This window comes from Streptomyces sp. NPDC046215 (assembly GCF_040646215.1).
Lineage (GTDB): Bacteria > Actinomycetota > Actinomycetes > Streptomycetales > Streptomycetaceae > Streptomyces > Streptomyces stramineus.
In genome coordinates this window covers 12,606-30,833 of record NZ_JBEYZW010000082.1, presented here as the reverse complement: position 1 = coordinate 30,833, position 18,228 = coordinate 12,606, and the positions used below count along the sequence as shown (strand labels likewise).

The window sequence follows — 18,228 nt, the reverse complement described above, 5'->3', positions numbered from 1 at the left end:
TCGCCCGCTCGGCATCGGACAGCACCACCGGCGGGATCTTCGGTCCAGGACGACTCACACCAGACCAACGACGAATCTCCGACTCAGGACACTAGGTGCTCAAGTGCCTTGCAGGGCACAGGACTTCACGCCGGTGGTTGCAGCCACAGACGACAGCGAAGCCCACGTTACCCAGGCTTACGCCTGACAATGCCGTTTCAGTTCCCATTGGAGGCAAGCTGTAAATAAAGCACCGGCCTGTTATTTAACGACCGGAAAGGAATTGTTCAAAAGATGATTCGCCATCGGATTGAAAAACCCTCGAATCGGCCTCATCTGGCTACATAAGCGCAGGTCACACGGAGTCTGGCCTGGGCAGAGGAAACCGTCTGCCTACATCTCCTTGCCGGGACTCACTATCCCCCCCATTCTTGGACTCGTTCCCACGTGCGCGTGGGCACACGGGTCCGCGGACACGTGTGCACGCGTACAAGAGAGGCGCAGGTCCAACGGTCCGGACACGCACCGCAGAACAACAGGAGGCCCCGTTGCAGCGGGGCACCTCCGCAAGGTGGCACGGCCGACAGGTCAGCCACTGGACTTCCTTCCACCCGACGATGACGACTCTCTCGGGCCGAAGGGCGTACGACAAGAGGCTGGGCCCGGCGGATCTCCCGCCGGGCCCTGCTGCCATGGGTTCAGAAGAGGGAGATGGGCCGGGGCTGGAAGAAGTAGCCGGTCTCCTTGGCGGCCGCGATGGCCGTGTTGGCTGGACTGGTCGCGTCGACCGGCGCGTGCGTAGACGCCGTCGACCAGGGCGTACTCCTGCGCGTCGTGGCCCCCGGAGCCGACCACCGCGCAGACCGGCCTGTTGTACCCGGCGGCCTCCACAGGAGCGGGTGACAGCGCGGGGACGGTTCGCCCGGCACGCTCTGCACGGGCTCGGCGCAGCGCGGACAGCTCACCGAGTGGGCACTGCCGCCCGGAGGACTGCTGTAACCAGATTTACGCAACACCGGCACTCCCACGGACGCCCGTGCACCCGGGACGCGGCCTCTCCGCACCGGTGCTGCGATGATCGCCGTCGAGCACCAGGGCGGAGGCCCTGATGAGGTGAAGCCGTGCCCGGTCAGCTACCGGGGGCGTAGGGATCGGCGTACGGTTCGACGGCTTGGCGGACCTGCTCCTGCGCCGGGCCCATGCGGGGGCCGGGAGCGTAGTAGCGGGACCGGGCCTGGCCCTGGGGCTCGAGCCAGCCCAGGCGGACCAGTTCACGGATGTCGCGAATAGCCTGCTGCTCGGACAGTTCCGCATCCGCCTGGTAGACGGTCCGGCGTACGCGCGAGCCCCAGAAGGCCGGCAGCAGTGCGTAGACCACGCGCTCGTCCAGCCCGTCGCGCTCGGCGGCCTCGCCGAGGTGGATCCAGGCGCGGGAGAGCAGGTCGGTGCGGCGCTGGGCCTGCTGGGCCTGGCGGTGGTGGGCCTCCAGGCAGAAGCGGATCCACCGGTGGGTGTCGCGCCCGGGGGTCCAGCTGGGGCCGCCGACCTGCTGCAGGACGCGGTAGTAGGCGTAGGTGTTCTGTGCGCGGCCCAGCCATTCCTCGATGGAGGAGAATTCCGGCGGCAGCAGCTGGCCGGCCTCGCGGGCGAACACCAGGGTGGACACGGCGCGGGACATGCGCCCGTTGCCGTCCTTCCACGGGTGGATGTTCACCAGGTTCAGGTGTGCCATCGAGGCGCGGACGTGCACGGGGGCATCGAGGTCGCCGGTGTTCAGCCAGTCGATCAGTTCCGCCGTCAGGCCGGGCACCTCCTCGCAGGGCGGAGCGGTGTAGGCGGGAACGAGCGGGTCGTCGGGGCTGGTGACGTAGACCGGGCCGTCACGCCAGCGGCCGGGCCGCTTGTCGAGGTGATGGCCCTGCATCTTGCAGGCTCAGCCGCTGGGCATGACCCTGCCGCCCAGGCCAGCTATCTGGACCAACTGGTCACTACGTGTGACCGCCACCCGGCACGAGCGGGCGTCCGATGCCCTGCTTCCAGACCGCGTGCGCGCGATCCAGGTGCAGCAGCGCGATGTACCACCACAGCGCCCGGTCGTCCTGGCCGTCATCAGAGGTGGTGCGCGCGGCAGCGGCATGGGCCGAGTGAAGGGACTCCCGGACCCGCCACCACTGCGGCGCGCACAAGTCGCCGGTGCCGATCATTCTCCGCACGCCAGCGCTGCCCTCCTCCCACAGTGCCTGGAGGGTGTAGCGCATCGACCGCTCGTCCGCCGCAGCGACCTCGACGTACGGAAGGGTGGGATCGATGACCACCCGCCCCCACTGGTTGATGCGATGGGCGAGCAGAGCGAGCGTCACCTCCAAGGCCGGCACCGCAGGGATGCCCATGACCGACCCCGCAGCGACCGGTACGTTCGGTGCTGGATCGAGAAGGCCGGCCTGGGTCAGGACGCGGGCCACGGGCACGCAGGTGTCAACGCAGCGGTGAAACGGGCAGAACTCAGGCTGCATCCAAGCCCCTCCTCCAGGTGGGAGGCGCACATGCTAGCCCCCACCCGGCTATGGGCACCCTGAATCCGGTGCCGCCCCGATCGCCCCGCAGACACGTGATCTCCCATCTCCCCCAGCAAGGGCACCCCCGGTCGGCCCCCCGTCCAACGGCGGCCACGGAACCGGAGGAGGAAAGGACCGTCCCCCGAAAGAGGCGGTCCTCGCCGTGGCGCCTTGCTCCGGACCCATGAGCTGACTTTGGATCTCCTCGGGCCCGTGACGCCCGGCCGCGCGAGGAAGAAAGCCCCCGACGCTCCCTCGCCCAGAACCGACCAGAAGATCACCTGCTCGCACCCACCGCAGCAGCACCACAGAAAGCGCCAACCGTCCGGGGGCCGGTCCGGCGCGGAAACAGTGACCACCATGCCCCGCCCCTCCTCTGCCCTGGCTGCCACCGAAGACCGCCGGCGCAGCACCGGCGAATCCCACCAGGCGCTCCACCCGCTCCTGAACGGCCGCACCGAGCCGCTCGCTATCCCCGCTGCCCGGCATCCGGAGCAGGCACAGCTCGAGGCCGCGGTCTTCCTCAACACCTGCAAACTCGGCGGCCGCTCCGCCCACCCCTTGGGCATCGTCCGCCTCCGGCCCGAGGAAGAGCAGCTCACGCTCCGGCTGCTTGACGAGCCCTGCGTCATCTGGCACTGGACGGAGTACCTCCTGCCACGCACCGGCTACGAGAGCCCATCCGACCCCCGCGACGCCATCAGCGGCGTGCCCGGCCTGCGCTGGCGCCGCGAAGGCAGCACCATCTGCCTGTATTACCCCGGGCTTCCGGCCCGCATCGTGCTCACCGGCTTCAACCCCCGCTGGTGGGAACGCATCGCCACACGGATGAACGACAACTACGAGCTGCTCCAGGACCAGCCGGACTGGACCCCCGCAGAACACGACGCCCACACCGCTCCGTCGACCTCCGCCATGGAACCAGCAGGTCTTTTCTCGCCCCTGCTGCGCCGTATCCGTGCGACCGCCGGCCCCGGCCCGGTGAACTCCACCGACGCTTGGAGGAGCATCGGCGGCGCCTTCCGCCTGGAAACAACCGACGGCCCGCCTTGCCCCGACCTCATGCGTCTCCTCGGCACCGGCCCCGTCGCCCCCGGCTGGAGCGTCGTCGACAAGATGTGCACGTGCCTGTGCGACCACCGCCACGGCGAATGCAGGATCCACTTTCACGACCCTGCCACCGGGCTTTTCGTGCACTACTCGAACGGCAAATGGGGCCGCACCGCCGACGACGACCACCGCCGCGCCATCGAAGCAGAGAACCGCGCAGCCTTCACATGAGACCAGACCTGCCTCCGGGAGCACCACGCATCTGCGGCCGCTACGCGGCTGACGGTGATCCATGTACGAACTTCACCGACCGGCTGGACCGATGGTGCGGCCGTTGCGATGGCTTCACCACGCCGGAAGGCCGCCACAGTCCGGTCTGGCGGCCGGGGATGTACTGGTTCGGGCGCGCCTCCTCCGAACGTGGCTGCACGGTAGCCCCAGCCCCGCTTGCACCGGATGAGGCGTACGAGGTTGACGTCACGCGCCGGGTGGTCCACCAGTTCGTGGGCCGACACGGTGGGACTGCGTCAGAAGCCGAGACGCAGATCCGCAGCCTCCTTGAGGGCCTGCTGCGCACCGGCCACGTCGAGCAGGCACGCGATGGCTTGTGGCGCCTGCAGTTCTCGAGCGGGTATCTCCTACTGCTGTCGCCCGACCGGCAGGCCGTGATCGGGTACCACACCACACACCGGGAACGCACCTGGTCACAGGTGAAATGCGGTGTCGTGTCACGAAGCCCTCGACGCCAGTGGATCCCGACTCAGGAGGAACTGGACACGCCGGGACACTTGCTGAGCCGCACTGCGATACGGCGAATCATGCTTCACCTGATCCGCGAGGACCCTCTCACCCACGACGGCGCTGTACGCATCAGTGCTACCGCGTTCGAGGCATACGTGAGGCTCCGCACCGGCGAGCGGACTGTATCGCCCCGTCAAGCGAAGGAACTCCTTCGCGAGCTAAAGCGCCGTGCCGCCACGCTGGTCAGGCGATGCGCCGGAGGCGGAGAGTTCAGGATCACGGCGGAGGGTCTGTTGTAGGTCATGCACGTATCCGACGAGGAAGGCACGGCACCCGTCCTCGCCGGCGTGATCAAGCGGCTCGACTAGGGCGTGTGTCGGTGGCCGGCATATGGAGCAGACCTGGCATTCTGGCGCCACGGCCTCGTGGGAGGCCGTCCCCTGGCCGTCGCCCGACCCGGCGGCCGTTGATTGGGGAGAAGGAGCAACGCCCCGCCCCAGCGCGACTTGCGCAGTCCCTCTCGTCAGCCTTCCCCTGGGCGTGCCGGAGGTCGGGGACGGTACGCGGAACCAGGAACGCCAGATGAGTCACGGCAGCATCCTCACCCAGCAGGCCCGCTACCGCTCACGGTGCACCGGACGAGGACACCAGAGCGAGCACCAATTCCTCAGTACCAACCGCCCGGCCTCTCCCATCGCGAAGGTGACCCACGAGCAGGCTCTGCTGGAGGCCGCACTGTTCGAGCGCATCGACGGCATCTTCGACTACTGCGCACACCCTGCAGGAATTCAGTGGGTCGATCCCCGGACCGACCACCTCACGGTGTGCCTGGACCCCTACCTCGGCCGGCCCGACCGCCCCCTGCCCCTGCACAGCCTGGCCGGTCTCCTGCCCACTCACTACATCGGCACCGAGGAGACCCCCGAGGGCCCAGGCGGCGTCCCAGGTCTGCGGCTGCTCAGCATTGACGAGCACGGCCTCCACCTCGGCATGATCGGCAGTAGCGCCTCCGCCACACTGACCGGTCCCACTCCCGACCTGTGGCGCACCTTGCTCGACGAGCACCGCTCCTGGTGCCGGGAGAACGAACTCGCGCCGCTGTGGAACACCGCCGGCCTCAGCGAGCCTGAGACCTCCTACCGCGCCGAGCACCCCCACTGGCACAGCATTCTCGCTGACAGTGCCTGGCTGGGCAGCGGGCTCCTTCGCCGCATCGGCCTGTTCCACACCGCCGTCTCACCCTTCTGCCTGCGCTACTGGTTCGACGGCGTGGACTGGAAGTTCGAGCTCAAGTACGAGCATGGTGTAGCCCTGGACCACGACGAACTCGTCGCTCTCCTGACCCACCCTTCGTGGGGACTACCGCTCCGCGTCCATTACCGGCACTGCGAGTGCCGGCCATGTGACTGCGACGGTGGGCGGGAACGCATCTGCTGGATCGAACTTGCACCCCATGGCCAGCGCAGGGGCGGTATCAGCTTCCGCTTCCGCTCCACCGCCCGCGGCCGCGACCACACCGCAGTGCACGCCAAGCTAGTCAGCTCAGGCGCCCCGAAGCCCTGGCTGGAACGCGCCCTCCCACAGCATCACCGGCAGATCAGCGAGACGGTGACCGTCTGAGCCATCCCCTCGAACCGCGAACGAGCCGCGATCCTGGTCGTGGACCGCCGGGGGAACGGGGACGGGCCGAGACCTGCCGCTGGTGGTGCCATAGTCAGCTGTGAGACGAGAAAAGCCGGAACCTTTGAACGGTTCCGGCTCTCGGCACGCTCACGCGCCAACGCGAGCCTGCGGTTCCCTGTTCGGCAGTGGTTGGAGCCATTAGCAGCCAGGGCGTGGTCCAGCGCTTGCGGCGGACCGAATCACGCGTGGGATCGTCGCAGCCGACCGTACGCACCGCAAGCTGCACTGGGGCAACGACGCATCAAATTCCTCTTAGCACATGCCTATGACAGAGCTTGCATTTACGTTGCATGACACGGTGTCGCAGCTCAGGCGGCCGGTGGCCGCATCAGGGATATTTGAGGGAGAAATCTGCTTGGGGGGTGCATGCGGGACGGCGGTGCATCAATCCCTCACTCGTGACGCTTGTTGGGCCGGACGGCTGACACCATTGATTCGACGAATCACACGAACGGCGGCGCCAACCGCTGGTGGTTCGTACAGCAGTTGGAGCCGTTAGCCGTGTCCGGCGGTCGAGTGCCGCCGGACACTCTTCGTCAGGAGTACGCGCACGTGTCTCAGCGCCCAACCCCTCTCAGCGCAGCCTGCGTCCACGACATCGTCCGCTCCGCGCGCCGTCTTACCGGGGCGGAAGCCGCGGTCATCATCGTCATCGTCCTCACCGCGGCCGCACTGGCCGCACTGGCACGGCTCCCCTTGGGCGTCGTGCTGGCTCTGCTGGCGGGGGCGGCTTTCGTAGCGGTCACCGTCGTGGCCCTGGTGTCCCGAGGGCCCTCTCGCGCGGTCGCCGTCATCACCAGGGCAATGCTCTCTTCGACGGCTCAGGGTCTGTGAGACCGGCTCGATGGGGCGTCGGGAGAACCCGGTCAGTACGCGCAATGCCGAGTTGCTCCGGCTGGCTGAATGGCTTCGCGAACAGCGAGAACTTGCTGATCTCACCTACCGCCAGCTCGCCGGCCGGGCTGGCTACCATGCCACCACCCTGCAACGGGCGGCTTCCGGTGCGACAGTCCCCAAGCTGGGCGTCGTGCTCGCCTATGCCAGGGCATGCGAAGCTTCACCCGACCATGCACGCATACTCTGGAAACGCGCACGGTTCAAGCAGGCCCGGGACCGGCACGGTCCCCGGGCGCGCCAGGCCCCACCTGCCGCACTTGTCCGTGACTTCGCTGACCTGAGCGCCGCCCTGCTGCATCTGTACGAACAGGCCGGCTCCCCGCCGCTGAGGATGATGGAACGGGAAGCAGGCGGCTACGGTGCGCTGCCCCGCAGCACGGCCCACCGCATCCTGCATAAACAAACGGTCCCCCACAGCCCCGCCCAGTTCATGGCGTACCTGAAGGCATGTGAAGTTCCGGAGTCGGAACAGGAGCAGTGGATCGAGGCATACAGCAGGGCCTGGAAGCTGGAGAAGGAAGAACAGCAAGAGCTTCAGATTCTCAGGAACTACCTGGAATTGCGTCCCGCAAGTCACGAAAGGCGAAGAAGGCCCCGGGGAGTCTCAGCGCCTGGTGCCCATGTCCCTCCGGACGCGGACCAGCACGATGTAGTCCTGCTGCAAAGGAATGGAACAGAGCATCCCACGACGGTGATCACCATGCAACTGAAGAGAGGCAGATCTCAGGCTCGTCCACGAGCTTCGGACCGCTATCTCAGGAACCTCGCTGTCCGCGGGGACAACGACACCTCGTAAGAGCAACGCTGCGCCCGGCCTCCGCAGGGAGGCCGGACCTTCTGCACCGGGCGTGGTGTGGCCGGGGCCGGTCGGGCCGGGCCGGGCCAGCCGCGGGGAACGTCGGAGTCCTCAAGCCCGGCTTTGTCCCTCGCAGCACGTGGGCCCCGACACCGTCCTTCCGGTGCGGGGGGCCCACGTGTGTTTCCGGTGCCGACCGTGGTTCTGGCCAGGCCGGGGGTCAGGTGTGCTGGCGCGGCATGCGTGTCCGGTGCGCGAGCGGGATGCCGAGGCGGGCGGCCACGGTTCTCTCCAGGGCGGAGACCACGTGGCCGGGGGTGGCGTCACGCAGCGGGATCACCCAGTACTCGACCCACTCGTCCCGCTTCGACTTGCTGCCGTTGATGTGCTGGCTGAGCCTGGTCGCGGCGGCCCCCCGGTTCAGGGCCCGGGTGGGGGCGGTCTTTCCGCAGTAGCAGGCGTTGCCGTTGTGGTTGACCGCAATATAGATGGCCTTGTCCTCGTAACCGGAGTCCGCGCCGATGGGTATCGGCTCAGGCTGCGGTTCGGCGAGCCATTGGCCGGCGAGCCGGGCGAGCATGGCGTACCGGGCGTCGGTGATGACGACGACGCCGGCCCAGGTGGTGTGGGTCATCACCGCGGCTCATCCTCGGAGATGCGGGCGAGGTCCTTGCCCATGAAGTTGAGCTGCTTGAAAGAGGGCTCGACAAGGATCCAGGGGAGCCAGTTGGTGGTGCCGTTCTTCTTGCGCATGTCGATCAGGTCGTCGAGGTTGGTGGCAGCCGTGGTGAGGGATGCCTGGAAGGTCGTGAGGGCTTTGTCCTCGAGTTCGGTGTCGGTGGGGTCGTTCTGGTAGCCCTCGGGGTTGAACCCGTGGTTGGCGGCGAGGCGCAGGTGGGCGTTGAAGTCGCTGCCCTTCCAGTCGTCGCGCTCGACGAGCCGGCCGTCGGCCCACCATCGTGGGCACAGGCCGGCCCGGGCCCGCTTGATCGCGTCGGCGAGTATCTGCCGGCCCTCCTTTTTGTCGAGGATGGTCTTGATGACCGTGCCGACGCCGGTGCGCATGACCTTGATGCCGCCGACGATCTGCTCGGCGGACCCGCCGGGGGCGAGGAGGTAGCCGCTGGTGACGAGGGTGACCATGGCGATCACGCCGAGGAGCAGCCGGGCGGGGATGTCGTCGTTGTCGGCGCGCTCGAGGAGGTTGTCTACGGCCTGGTCGTTGTCGATGTTCTCCACGGCCCACTCGTGGTCGGCGAGGGCCTGCCACAGGCAGCCGGTGTCCAGAGCGGTGCGCACGGAGGCCATGGTCTCCTTGGGGAGGCTGGAGTACGAGCGCAGGCCGAGTTCGACGATCGGGCCGCTGCGGTGGGAGACGTGGAGGCGGCGCTTGTCGAGTTTTGCGGCCATGATTGCGTTCAGCCGGGGCTCCTTGCGGGTGAGCTGCTGGACGACGAACGTGAACCGCAGGTCGCGGAAGGCAGGGTTGAGTCCGAGGGTCTTCATGGCGTCGGTGACGTCGGCGCGGCCGAGGAGGACGCCCCTCACGGCCTGGGCGTTGTCGCCGAGCTCGCCGGCGTCGAACAGGGCGGTGACGATCTCCTCGGCGGTGACGCCGTTCTGCGAGGACGCGTCGAACGGCTTCACCCCGATGTTCATGCGCATCAGCAGCGAGCGGACCGCGACGGGGAAGCGCCGCATGCCCATGTCCGGGTTGTCGTCGGTATAGCCGACGATGACCTGAACCGGGACGGTCATCGCGTTGAGGAGCTTGGCGGCCTGGTCGCGCTTGGTACGGGTGGCCTTGCTCATGCCGGTGGCGGCGTTGATGTCACGGTGGGCGTTCTTGACGATCTCCCGGACGAGATCCCGCCGCTCAGCGAGGGAAAGCCGCATGAGGTGGGACGGGAGCAGATGGACGGAGTCCTTGGCGGTGGTCGGACTGATCGAGCTGGCCGGGACCTTGATGCCGGCGGTGCAGGACGCCCAGCGGCTGTTGCCGTCGACGATATTCAGGTCGTCGTCCGGGTGGTGTCCGGGGTTGAGGAAAGTGGAGGGGACGGCCGTCAGGGGCCGCTCCACGATGCGCCGGCCGACTTCCTGCGGGTTGTTCTCCCTCACGCGCTTGGACGCCCGGTCGATGGCGGCGAGGAGGTCGTCCATGGCGTCGGCGTAGACGAGGGTGGCGTCAGTGTCATGCGCGGTCGGCATCGACAGGACCCGCTGGTGGTCACTGGTGTCCGGGTCGGCCGCGTAGTGGGCCTCGTCGAGGAGCCGGTCGTTCTCGATCGCAGGGGACAACAGCAGCGTGTACGCACGGTAGGTAATGACGTTCAGCCAGCCGGTCTCGACGCGGTGGCGCTCCAGGCGGGCGCCTTCGAGGAGTCCGGGCTCGACCGCCCCGAACGCGATCCGGCGGACGGCGGCGGGGGAGATCTGGACGTCGTCGCGGTGGCTCTCGAGGAAAGTGATCGCCTTGGTGGTCTTGCTGACCGGTTCGACGCGGTGCTCGAACGGCGTCGAGCGGTCGCCGGAGCGGATGTCGATGACCTCGACGCCGTCGATGTCATCCAGGATGTCGATGGTGCTCAAAGGGCCTCAATCGAATGGGCCAGCGCGAGGTAGCTCGCGGCCGGTGATCGGCGTACGCGAGCAGAGCGCCATCGGAGCGCAACACACCCGTGCCCGCCTCGGGGAAGACCGCGGTCCGTCACTGGGCTGACCCGGCGTCGCTTCGGTGGCCTGCAGACGGAATCCGGGTACCCGTTCCGTGACGTGCAAGCGGCGTACTCGGGTCTGGCCGGTGGATACCGCGGTGTCCACCGGCTGCACCACAGGTCGCCCTCAGCGGCGGCGATGGCGAGAGCGTACAGCCATTCACCGGGCGCAGCCCGGGAGTTGACGGAATCTCCGGCCTGACTGGTTGTGCCCTACATGATCTCGCCTGACGGCCCGGCAGCGGCTGGGTGGGGGTCGCATACGTGCGGCCCGGCCACCGCGACTGCCGCTCCGCTGGGGCGCAGCAACTTTGAGCGCGAATGCCAACCGTTACGGGTGTAACGCTCTCCGCCGTATCAGCACATCGACACCGTGTCTCACGTGACTCACGCAATGATCAATCCCTGACCTGCAGAAAAGCCCCAGAGCCCTAGATAACCACGGCCGTCTCGGCCCGGGCGGCGGCCTGCTCGCGCAGCTGCTCCAGCCGTGTCGCGAGCAGGTACTCGGCCACGCGCTCGCGGGCCGTGTCGGCGGCTTTGGTCGCGGCCGCGATAGCGTCGGCGCCGTGCGGGTTGTGCTTGAACCAGTGGCGGCCCTGCTCGGTCTTGTACGCCCGCTGGGCCTCCGCTTCGGCTTCCTCGGTCCTGCCCAGCATCACCAGGGCGGTGTCCTGGTATTCCTGAACCGCCTGCTGCGCGGTCTGGAGCGCGGCGAAGGCGTACGCGTCCTGCGCCGCCTCCGGATCGGCCTCGAGGGCTGCTACGTCGGTGATCTGCAGGAACTCCCGCCATGCGGCGGCGACGCTGTCGCCGATGGCCGCCCGGGCCTGAGCGGCGACAGACGCGACGCTGCCCGGGTCGGTCAGGTCGGCGGACCCGGCCGCTGCGAGGAGACCGGCCTCACCGATCAGGGACTCGGTCTGACGGCGGTGGTCGCAGCGCTCGCACAGCCCGGCCGACCGCTCCTGCCCGCAGTCCTCGCACGGCATGGCCTGGCGCATCGCGTCGGCGGCCGCCGCCTCCTGGTGCTCGCGCTCCGCCCGCTCCCGGGCAGCCGCACGGGCGGCATCGCGGCGGACCTGCTCCGCCCGGGCCTGCTCACGCCGCCACACGAGGTCTTCCGCCTCGATGGCCGTCTGCTCACGCAACCGCTCCTCGAGGACGCGCCGCCGCTCGCCATCGCCCAGGCCAGGCAGCTCCCGGTCGATCTCCGCACCGATCCGGGCGCGGCGGGCACGACGCAGGTAAATCACGTTGGCGCAGTTCCCGCACTCGCCGCCGGTGTCCAGCCGGGTCCCGTCGTCGCAGCGCCGGTCCGAGCAGGACGGCCGCTGGACCAGGCCCCGCCGGATCAGCCACCCGTACGGGCCGGTGACCAGGGCCTCGCCGCCGGTCTCCTCCAGCCGGCCGGTGAGCCGGTCGGCCAGCAGCCGCGGCGCGCCACCCGGCAGCGCCAGCAGACCCTCCAGGTGCGCGAGCTCCGTCTTCGTGGCCGCCTCGACCTGGTCCTGCTGCCAGCCGCTCAGCCGCTCCCAGAGCCAGGCCACCGGCTCCAGAGCCACCCGCAGACGAAGATCATCCGGAAGGCCCACCCTCCGCTGCTGCGCCTTTCCACCACCCACGGCCTTCAGCCGGCCACCAGCTCCAGCCCCGGCAGCACGCTGCCCGTCACGCCCATCGACCGGGGACTCCTCCGGCTTTTCCCCGCAAAGCGGGCCGCCCTCAGCCACCGGCGACCCGGTCCCGGCAACGGTGCTCTCGCCGTCGGCAGCCTGGTCCTCGCCCGCGCACGCGCGCTCCGGCCGACGGCCTTCACCCCCACGGCCTTCGCCGGAAAAACCACAATCAAGCTGCGGAGAAGCTACGGGAGTAACACCAGAAGCGTGGTCTGCGTGGAGCTCTGCACCATCGGGACGCTCCTGATCCGCCGCACCCCCGGGGCCCTCAGCACTGCCGATCCCAGACCTACCAAGGGCACCCGCAGCACCGGCCGGAGCATGATCTCCGACTGCACCGGCACGGCGGCCCGGGTGCATGACTTGCGGGAGATCGTCAACGTGATCCTGTACGTCAACCGCACCGGCATTCCGTGGGAGTACCTGCCTCATGACTTCCCTCCGTACAAACTTCCCACCGTACAAAACCGTCTACGACTACTACGCGAAGTGGGAAGCGGACGGCACCACCGAGCAGGTGCATGACCTGTTACGTGACAAGGCCCGCCGGGCCCACGGCCGCAGTCCCGAGCCGACCGCGGCCGTGGTCGACGCGCAGAGCGTGAAAACCTCGGCAAGTGATCGAGCGGACCTTCGGCTGGCTGATGCAGCACCGCCGCCTGGCCCGGGACTACGAAGCACTGCCCCAGAGATCCCGGGCAATGATCCACTGGGCGATGGCTAACAAAATGTCCCGCGAATTAACGGGAGAATCCACGCCAACTGGCGAATCGAAACGGACATGACCGCCACAACAACCTGAACGTTGATCAGATGCCCTCTTAGACCGTGTCCTACATGGTCAGTTGGGTGTTGTTCCGGTATGGGGAGTGGGCCGTGGGGTTGGATCGTTCCGGACGGGCTGTGGGAGCTTGCCAGGCCGTTGCTGCCGCCAGCGCGTGTGCGGCCGCAGGGCGGCGGGGTTGCGAACATTGATGACGAGGCGGTCTTCGCCGCGGTGGTCTACGTGCTGGTCAGCGGTTGTGCCTGGCGTGCTCTGCCGCCGTGTTTCGGCGCGTCGAAGTCGACAGTGCACCGGCGGTTTGTCATGTGGCCCAGGGCCGGCCTGTGGGGCCGACTGCACCAGAAGGTACTGCAGCTCCTGGACGAGCAGGGTCTGGTCGACCTTTCACGGGCCGTGCTCGATTCCGCCCATGTACGGGCTAAAAAGGGGGCGAACTTGCAGGCCCGAGCCCCGTGGACCGGGGTAAGCCCGGTTCCAAGATGCACGTCCTGTCAGATGCGGATGGACTGCCCCTACGCGTCGGGCTCTCGGCCTCCAACACCCACGACAGCCTCGCGCTGAAGCCGATGCTGGCCCATTTCCACATGGGACACGAATCCCATGCAGCCGATTCCAAGCCGCAACGACTTCACGCGGACAAGGCGTACGACGTCCCTCACCTGCTGCGTTGGCTCTGGGGCAAGCGCATCGGTGTACGGATCGCCCGCAAGGGCATCGAGTCCAGCGAACGGCTCGGCCGCCGAAGGTGGGTGATCGAACGCACGATGTCCTGGCTGACCGGCTACCGCCGACTCAACCACCGATACGAACACCAACCCACCAACTACCTGGCCTTTCTCGGCCTTGCCGCAGCCATCTGCTGCTACAAACGCTTCCTCAAACTGACCATGTAGGACACGGTCTTAAGCCCACGAATTCGGGCGCATCACACTAGCGGAGGCCTCTCGCGCGCGTATCGGATTAAACAGGATCAAAGGCACCGCGCTCCGCGCTCGCGGAGGCAGAGCGTGGAAAGATGGTGTTGGCTGACGCTTGCCCGCTGGGCCGCTGCGGTGCCCTACTCCCGAGGGGCGGAGTTCCTCGTCTCTACGCGGCCGCCGGGCGATGCTGGTCTTGCCTGAGCTGGACGCGTCATTGGACAGGATGACTGTGCAACCGGTGTGAGGAGTTGGCGCCTTGCTCGCCGATCGGCCCACCTCCGCCTTGCGGAGCGGACGCAGGCATTGTTGTCCACGCTCAACGCGGCCATGGTCATCTCCGCCTGCCCGGAGCGCCCCCCGGCGGTCTGCGGTGCTTGAAGCGCCGCAGACCGGCGCCACCAGACGCCACGGCCATATCCAACACCGCCAACCCTTCGACCAGGGGTTTCCAACACACTCTGGAGGAACAGGGCACCTATAGCGGCCGTGCGTTACCCACCGTTCTGTATCGCTCCGTACAGCGTCAGGCAGCACAGCGCCCCGCCGAACAGAATCTGCAGCCAGCCGCAGGCAGGGAGCCGGCCGCGCAGCAGCGGCCACGCCGACAGGGCGATCACGATGCCCAGGATGGCCATCGTGCTTACCAGGGGTGTCATGTCGGGGGCGCTGTCCTGCCTGCCGCTGAAGAGGGGGTATTCGGTCTGGCCCAGAGCCATCAGGAAGGCAAGGGCTGTGACCATCACATCCAGGACGATCAGAAGGACAGCAAACAGGAAGTCAGTGCCCCCCGACTCCCGTTTTCGCTCCACGATTGCTCCTCACAGCGATGCGGCGTCGTGGAGTGCGGCGGGGCCACAGGGCCCCGCCGCACTCATGGATTGTGGCTACTTCCCGGCGAGCGTGTGCTCAAGGGAGTCCGCATAGAGGCGGGCGCCTGCGGGCTTGGGATGGAAGGACTGCATCGACGTGGGGCTGTCGCCGTCGGCCTGCGGTCTTCCGCTCGTGACGATACCGTGCACCGTCTCAGGGTCACCGCAGATCGCCTTACCGGTGAACTAAGCCGGGCGGATCTTCGGCAGCATCGTGCCTACGCGCAGGCCTTCGCCTCGACATCGGTGACCGGCGCGGCCTGACGGACCGGCACTGGGCGCTTACGGCCCCAGCGGACCAAGGTCACGTGCAGCACTAGGCCGACGACGGCGATCAGCGCAGTGCAGTACGGCAGGCCGGACGGGGCCACGCCCGAGGCCAGGGCGAGACCGCCTAGCGCCGAACCCGTGGCACTGCCCAGGTAGACGGCGGAGCTGTTGAGCGAAATGGCGACGGAGCTGTGTTCCGGCTCGGCAGCGATCAACTCGTGCTGCTGAGGGACCTGCAGGGCCCACCCGGAGGCGCCCCATACGACCAGCGGCAGGATCAGGCCCCAGTGGGTGGTGGCGACGCCTGGCAGCACCGCTTCGGAGACGACCAACAGGGCAAAGAGGACGGTGGCGATACCGTAGGCCTTCTTCGTCCGGTCCACCAGCGGGCCCACGCAGAGGCTGCCCACCACGCCGCCGATACCCCAGGCCCACAGGTATCCGGTCGGGTCCGACAAGCCGGCGGAGTCGGAGAGGAAAGAGGCCAGGTAGGTATACAGGCCCAGGCTCGCGATGCCGCCGAGGAAGGAGACCAGCGCGATGGGGGCAACCCGGCGGTTGGCCAGCACACCGATGCGTTCCTTGAGCGCAGGCGGGGGCGAGGCAGCGAGTCCGGGCAGCGAGGTGGCCGCGCCAAGCAGCGCGATCAGGCCCAGCGCGGTGACCAGCCAGAGAGTGCCGCGCCAGCTGATGTGGTGGGCGAGCAGCACGCCGACCGGGACACCGACGACCGTGCCGATGCTCATCCCGCCCATGACGATCGCCAGTCCCCGGCCGCGGCGCTCGGCCGGCGCGAGGGCGGCGGCGGTGGCCGCGGCGAGCGGGGAGTAGATGCCCGCGCCGATGCCCGCTATGGCGCGGGCGATAAGCAGCATTGTCAGTGACGTTGACAGCGCGGAGAGCGCGTTGGCGAGGGTGAAGACGGCGAGCGCCAGGGAGAGGATCACGCGAGCGGGCCGCCCGGCGAGCACAGTGGCGAAAACGGGGGCCGCGAGGGCGTAGCAGAGCGTGAAGACGGTGACCATCTGGCCCGCGGCCGAGGCGGAGACCTGAAGATCACCGGCGACGACCGGCAGCAGGCCGGCCATGACGTAGGCGTCCAGCCCGAGGGCGAACGACCCCAGGGCCAGCAACAGGATGCGACGCATGCGCCGTCGGCTCCTCTCAATAGTTCGAAGTTCGAGAACATTGAACATAGCAGGTGAGAGGCGCACCGACGACTAAATGTGCGATCCTGGCGAGGTGCGCACATACCGACACCCCGCCACGGGGGACATCAGGCTCGCCGACGTGCTGAACGCGCTCAGCGACGACACTCGGCTCGGCATGGTCGCCCGGCTGATGGACGGGCAGGAGTACACATCTAAGGAACTCACTGGCGAGACCCCCAAGTCGACGGCATCGCACCACACCAAGATCCTTCGGGAGGCGGGGGTGACCCGCACCCGCTCGGAGAGCACCCGCTGCTGGATCTCGCTGCGCAGAGACGACTTGGACAGTCGCTATCCGGGGCTGCTGGAGACCCTCATCGACAGCTTCCGCGCCGAGCACGCGGCCGACGCCGCGGCCAGCGAATCGACCGCCAGCGCCGCGGCCGGACACTCATGACGGATACTGGCCGGGTGGGATGCCAAACCGGGGCCTACGTACTGGCCGCCACCGACGGCGACCACCCCGCCGCCTTCCCATGTGGCCGAGTTTCGCCGGTCGGCACGGAGTAGTTGCGGCGGGACTTCCCGGCGTCCTTCTCCCACAGCCGACCGAGGCCGAGGTAGTAGACGTGCCGCACCGTACAGGGCTGCGCGGCCTGCACCTGGAGCGTGCCTTATTGCCGTCTAGCACTCTGACCTGCGCAAACAGCTTGCAGGCTAGATAACGTCTGCGCCCGGTGGCCGGCTGTCGCCGCGTGGGAGCGGGAGGAGGCCCGGCGGACCTACGACGCGCGGTGCGCTGTGGCGGCGGCTCGGGAGCTCGCGAAGCAGACCGGCCCGCCGCGTGAGCAGGGTGTGCCGCTGCCGACGGTGGAGCAGTCCTCCGCGATGGACCTGGTGACCGCCGGCGACGAGGTCGCCGGACGGTGGCGGCGCGCCCCGGAGGAGGCGGCCGCCTTGCTGCGTAAGCTGGCGGCGAGCTCGCCGCAAACGGGGTTGTCAACGAGGCGGTCGACTCCGCAGTGCTGACAGGTCTGCTGGCGCTGCAGGAGGTGCAGACCGCGTCCGATCCGAGCACGGCGGCGGAGCTCTGTCTGAGCGCCGTCCCCCACATCGCGCTCGCGGTCGCCCTGGCCAGCGCCGACCTGGGCTGATCAAGATCAGCACTGCCCAGCGCCGTACGGCCACAGCGCAGGAGCGGGCGGTATGTGCTCAGTGGTAGCCGGTCAGCGCGTCGGTCAGTTCCTTCTTGTCAGCGTCGCGCTGCGCGTAGAGGGCCTGCTGCAGGGCGAAGGTGCCGCGGATCGTGGCGATCCGGCCGGCCACGTCGCCGTCCTGTGGCCCGTCGCCGAGGGCGAGCACCCGGTCGAGCAGTTCCTCGCCGTAGCTGGCGCCGATCGCGGCGAGGTCCTCGGCCTGGTCGCCGAGGGTGACCTCGTCCCAGTCGACCACTCCGCTGAGCCGCGGCAGCCCGCCGGCGGTCTCCCACAGCACGTTCTCCCCGCCGAGGTCTCCGTGGACTACGGCGGAGGTGAGGTGGGGGAGGCCGCCGAGGGCGGCGAGCTCCCGCCCGGCCCGCGCGCGGCCGGCGTCGTTCATGAGCGGGAACAGCTCCGCCCGGACGCCGTCGGCGAACCTCCGCCACTCCCCTCCGGGGGCGTGCGGAAGCGCCGCGCGAACCGTATGGTCGCCGCCGGCCGCGGCCAGCCCTGCCAGCAGCGTGGCGTACTGGGCGGCGACCGCCCCGGCCACCTCAGGGCTCTCGAGAGACTCTGCCTCCAGGGGAGCTCCTGGGATGCGGTCGAGCACCAGATACGCCGTCTTGTCAGGGCTCGTAGCGGCGCCCTCCTCCAGCGGCTCGGGGGTCTGGAAGCCGAGGGCGAGCCCGGCAAGGGTGCGCAAGCGCGCCGCCCGGTCGGGCAGCCGCCGGGCCGCAGCGCCGGTGCGGGCGAAGCAGACGACGCGCTCCGTGCCGATGACGACGTGATGGAACTGCCCCTGACGAACAGTGAGACCATCCGGCCTGTCACCGGGCAGCAGCCTGCTCAGCAGAGTGTGGTGCGTCTCGAGAATCTCCATCGCGCGTGAACCTTGGCTCCCCCGGCTTCTTGTGCGACCTCGCGTTTTCTACTGAGCC

Annotated in this window: 16 protein-coding genes and 1 pseudogene; 8 read left to right on the top strand and 9 right to left on the bottom strand. The window is 68.5% G+C overall.

Features of this window, described 5'->3' with window-relative positions; translation table 11 throughout:
* Nucleotides 1-1,108: 1,108 nt before the first annotated feature.
* Nucleotides 1,109-1,903, bottom strand: a complete 795-nt coding sequence (locus ABZ951_RS27315; RefSeq protein ID WP_344084331.1) for a Fic family protein — start codon at nucleotides 1,901-1,903, stop codon at nucleotides 1,109-1,111.
* A gap of 64 nt (nucleotides 1,904-1,967) precedes the next feature.
* Nucleotides 1,968-2,492: a hypothetical protein gene (locus ABZ951_RS27310; RefSeq protein ID WP_344084334.1), complete on the bottom strand. Its 525-nt coding sequence runs from the start codon at nucleotides 2,490-2,492 to the stop codon at nucleotides 1,968-1,970.
* Between the two features lie 402 nt (nucleotides 2,493-2,894).
* On the opposite strand from ABZ951_RS27310, the gene ABZ951_RS27305 reads away from it, so the two are divergent.
* The 4 genes from ABZ951_RS27305 (at nucleotide 2,895) to ABZ951_RS27290 (ending at nucleotide 7,701) form a co-directional block, all read left to right on the top strand.
* Nucleotides 2,895-3,815 carry a hypothetical protein gene (locus ABZ951_RS27305; protein WP_344084337.1) on the top strand — a complete coding sequence of 307 codons (921 nt, stop codon included), beginning with the start codon at nucleotides 2,895-2,897 and terminating at the stop codon, nucleotides 3,813-3,815.
* 1,092 nt (nucleotides 3,816-4,907) lie between these two features.
* The gene (locus ABZ951_RS27300) at nucleotides 4,908-5,945 is read left to right on the top strand and encodes a hypothetical protein (protein WP_344084340.1); all 1,038 of its coding nucleotides are present in this window, start codon (nucleotides 4,908-4,910) and stop codon (nucleotides 5,943-5,945) included.
* Nucleotides 5,946-6,560: 615 nt separating this feature from the next.
* A complete protein-coding gene (locus tag ABZ951_RS27295) occupies nucleotides 6,561-6,842 on the top strand; it encodes a hypothetical protein (protein WP_344084343.1) in 282 nt (93 codons plus the stop codon).
* 10 nt (nucleotides 6,843-6,852) lie between these two features.
* Complete coding sequence (locus ABZ951_RS27290) at nucleotides 6,853-7,701, top strand: helix-turn-helix transcriptional regulator (RefSeq protein WP_344084346.1); 849 nt, start codon at nucleotides 6,853-6,855, stop codon at nucleotides 7,699-7,701.
* Between the two features lie 220 nt (nucleotides 7,702-7,921).
* On the opposite strand, the gene ABZ951_RS27285 is transcribed toward ABZ951_RS27290, so the two are convergent.
* The 3 genes from ABZ951_RS27285 to ABZ951_RS27275 form a co-directional block, all read right to left on the bottom strand.
* A complete protein-coding gene (locus ABZ951_RS27285; protein ID WP_344084349.1) occupies nucleotides 7,922-8,335 on the bottom strand; it encodes a hypothetical protein in 414 nt (137 codons plus the stop codon).
* Complete coding sequence (locus tag ABZ951_RS27280; protein ID WP_344084352.1) at nucleotides 8,335-10,293, bottom strand: hypothetical protein; 1,959 nt, start codon at nucleotides 10,291-10,293, stop codon at nucleotides 8,335-8,337. The genes ABZ951_RS27285 and ABZ951_RS27280 overlap by 1 nt, the downstream gene beginning before the upstream one ends.
* 556 nt (nucleotides 10,294-10,849) lie before the next feature.
* Nucleotides 10,850-11,983 carry a hypothetical protein gene (locus ABZ951_RS27275; protein ID WP_361280907.1) on the bottom strand — a complete coding sequence of 378 codons (1,134 nt, stop codon included), beginning with the start codon at nucleotides 11,981-11,983 and terminating at the stop codon, nucleotides 10,850-10,852.
* Nucleotides 11,984-12,454: 471 nt separating this feature from the next.
* On the opposite strand from ABZ951_RS27275, the pseudogene ABZ951_RS27270 reads away from it, so the two are divergent.
* Together ABZ951_RS27270 and ABZ951_RS27265 are read left to right on the top strand one after the other, a co-directional pair.
* Nucleotides 12,455-12,882 (top strand): annotated as a pseudogene (locus ABZ951_RS27270) (transposase); the annotation flags it as partial.
* Between the two features lie 77 nt (nucleotides 12,883-12,959).
* Nucleotides 12,960-13,774, top strand: a protein-coding gene (locus ABZ951_RS27265; protein ID WP_344084358.1) for an IS5 family transposase whose coding sequence is annotated in 2 segments (ribosomal slippage) — nucleotides 12,960-13,302 and nucleotides 13,302-13,774 — 816 coding nt in all. Because the reading frame shifts where the segments join, the coding sequence is not laid out codon by codon here.
* 518 nt (nucleotides 13,775-14,292) lie between these two features.
* Here ABZ951_RS27265 and ABZ951_RS27260 read toward each other — a convergent pair.
* From ABZ951_RS27260 to ABZ951_RS27250, 3 genes are all read right to left on the bottom strand, one after another.
* Nucleotides 14,293-14,610 (bottom strand): DUF6234 family protein, encoded by a 318-nt coding sequence (locus ABZ951_RS27260; protein WP_344084362.1) that lies wholly within the window; start codon nucleotides 14,608-14,610, stop codon nucleotides 14,293-14,295.
* A gap of 75 nt (nucleotides 14,611-14,685) precedes the next feature.
* Nucleotides 14,686-14,820: a hypothetical protein gene (locus tag ABZ951_RS27255; protein ID WP_344084365.1), complete on the bottom strand. Its 135-nt coding sequence runs from the start codon at nucleotides 14,818-14,820 to the stop codon at nucleotides 14,686-14,688.
* Nucleotides 14,821-14,888: 68 nt separating this feature from the next.
* Nucleotides 14,889-16,088, bottom strand: coding sequence for an MFS transporter (locus ABZ951_RS27250; RefSeq protein WP_344084368.1), 1,200 nt, complete (start codon nucleotides 16,086-16,088; stop codon nucleotides 14,889-14,891).
* 94 nt (nucleotides 16,089-16,182) lie between these two features.
* Here ABZ951_RS27250 and ABZ951_RS27245 point away from each other — a divergent pair, with 94 nt between their 5' ends.
* The gene (locus ABZ951_RS27245; protein WP_344084371.1) at nucleotides 16,183-16,548 is read left to right on the top strand and encodes a transcriptional regulator; all 366 of its coding nucleotides are present in this window, start codon (nucleotides 16,183-16,185) and stop codon (nucleotides 16,546-16,548) included.
* Between the two features lie 565 nt (nucleotides 16,549-17,113).
* Nucleotides 17,114-17,245, top strand: coding sequence for a hypothetical protein (locus tag ABZ951_RS27240; protein WP_344084378.1), 132 nt, complete (start codon nucleotides 17,114-17,116; stop codon nucleotides 17,243-17,245).
* Nucleotides 17,246-17,303: 58 nt separating this feature from the next.
* On the opposite strand, the gene vph is transcribed toward ABZ951_RS27240, so the two are convergent.
* Nucleotides 17,304-18,170, bottom strand: a complete 867-nt coding sequence (gene vph, locus ABZ951_RS27235; RefSeq protein WP_344084381.1) for a viomycin phosphotransferase — start codon at nucleotides 18,168-18,170, stop codon at nucleotides 17,304-17,306.
* Nucleotides 18,171-18,228: the final 58 nt, after the last annotated feature.

Bases quoted from the DNA above. Each gene is read 5' to 3' on its own strand.
- ABZ951_RS27310 (WP_344084334.1), bottom strand. From the start codon at position 2,492: ATGCAGCCTGAGTTCTGCCCGTTTCACCGCTGCGTTGACACCTGCGTG.
- ABZ951_RS27250 (WP_344084368.1), bottom strand. From the start codon at position 16,088: ATGCGTCGCATCCTGTTGCTGGCCCTGGGGTCGTTCGCCCTCGGGCTG.
- ABZ951_RS27305 (WP_344084337.1), top strand. From the start codon at position 2,895: ATGCCCCGCCCCTCCTCTGCCCTGGCTGCCACCGAAGACCGCCGGCGC.
- ABZ951_RS27315 (WP_344084331.1), bottom strand. From the start codon at position 1,903: ATGCAGGGCCATCACCTCGACAAGCGGCCCGGCCGCTGGCGTGACGGC.
- ABZ951_RS27290 (WP_344084346.1), top strand. From the start codon at position 6,853: ATGGGGCGTCGGGAGAACCCGGTCAGTACGCGCAATGCCGAGTTGCTC.
- vph (WP_344084381.1), bottom strand. From the start codon at position 18,170: ATGGAGATTCTCGAGACGCACCACACTCTGCTGAGCAGGCTGCTGCCC.
- ABZ951_RS27300 (WP_344084340.1), top strand. From the start codon at position 4,908: ATGAGTCACGGCAGCATCCTCACCCAGCAGGCCCGCTACCGCTCACGG.
- ABZ951_RS27285 (WP_344084349.1), bottom strand. From the start codon at position 8,335: ATGACCCACACCACCTGGGCCGGCGTCGTCGTCATCACCGACGCCCGG.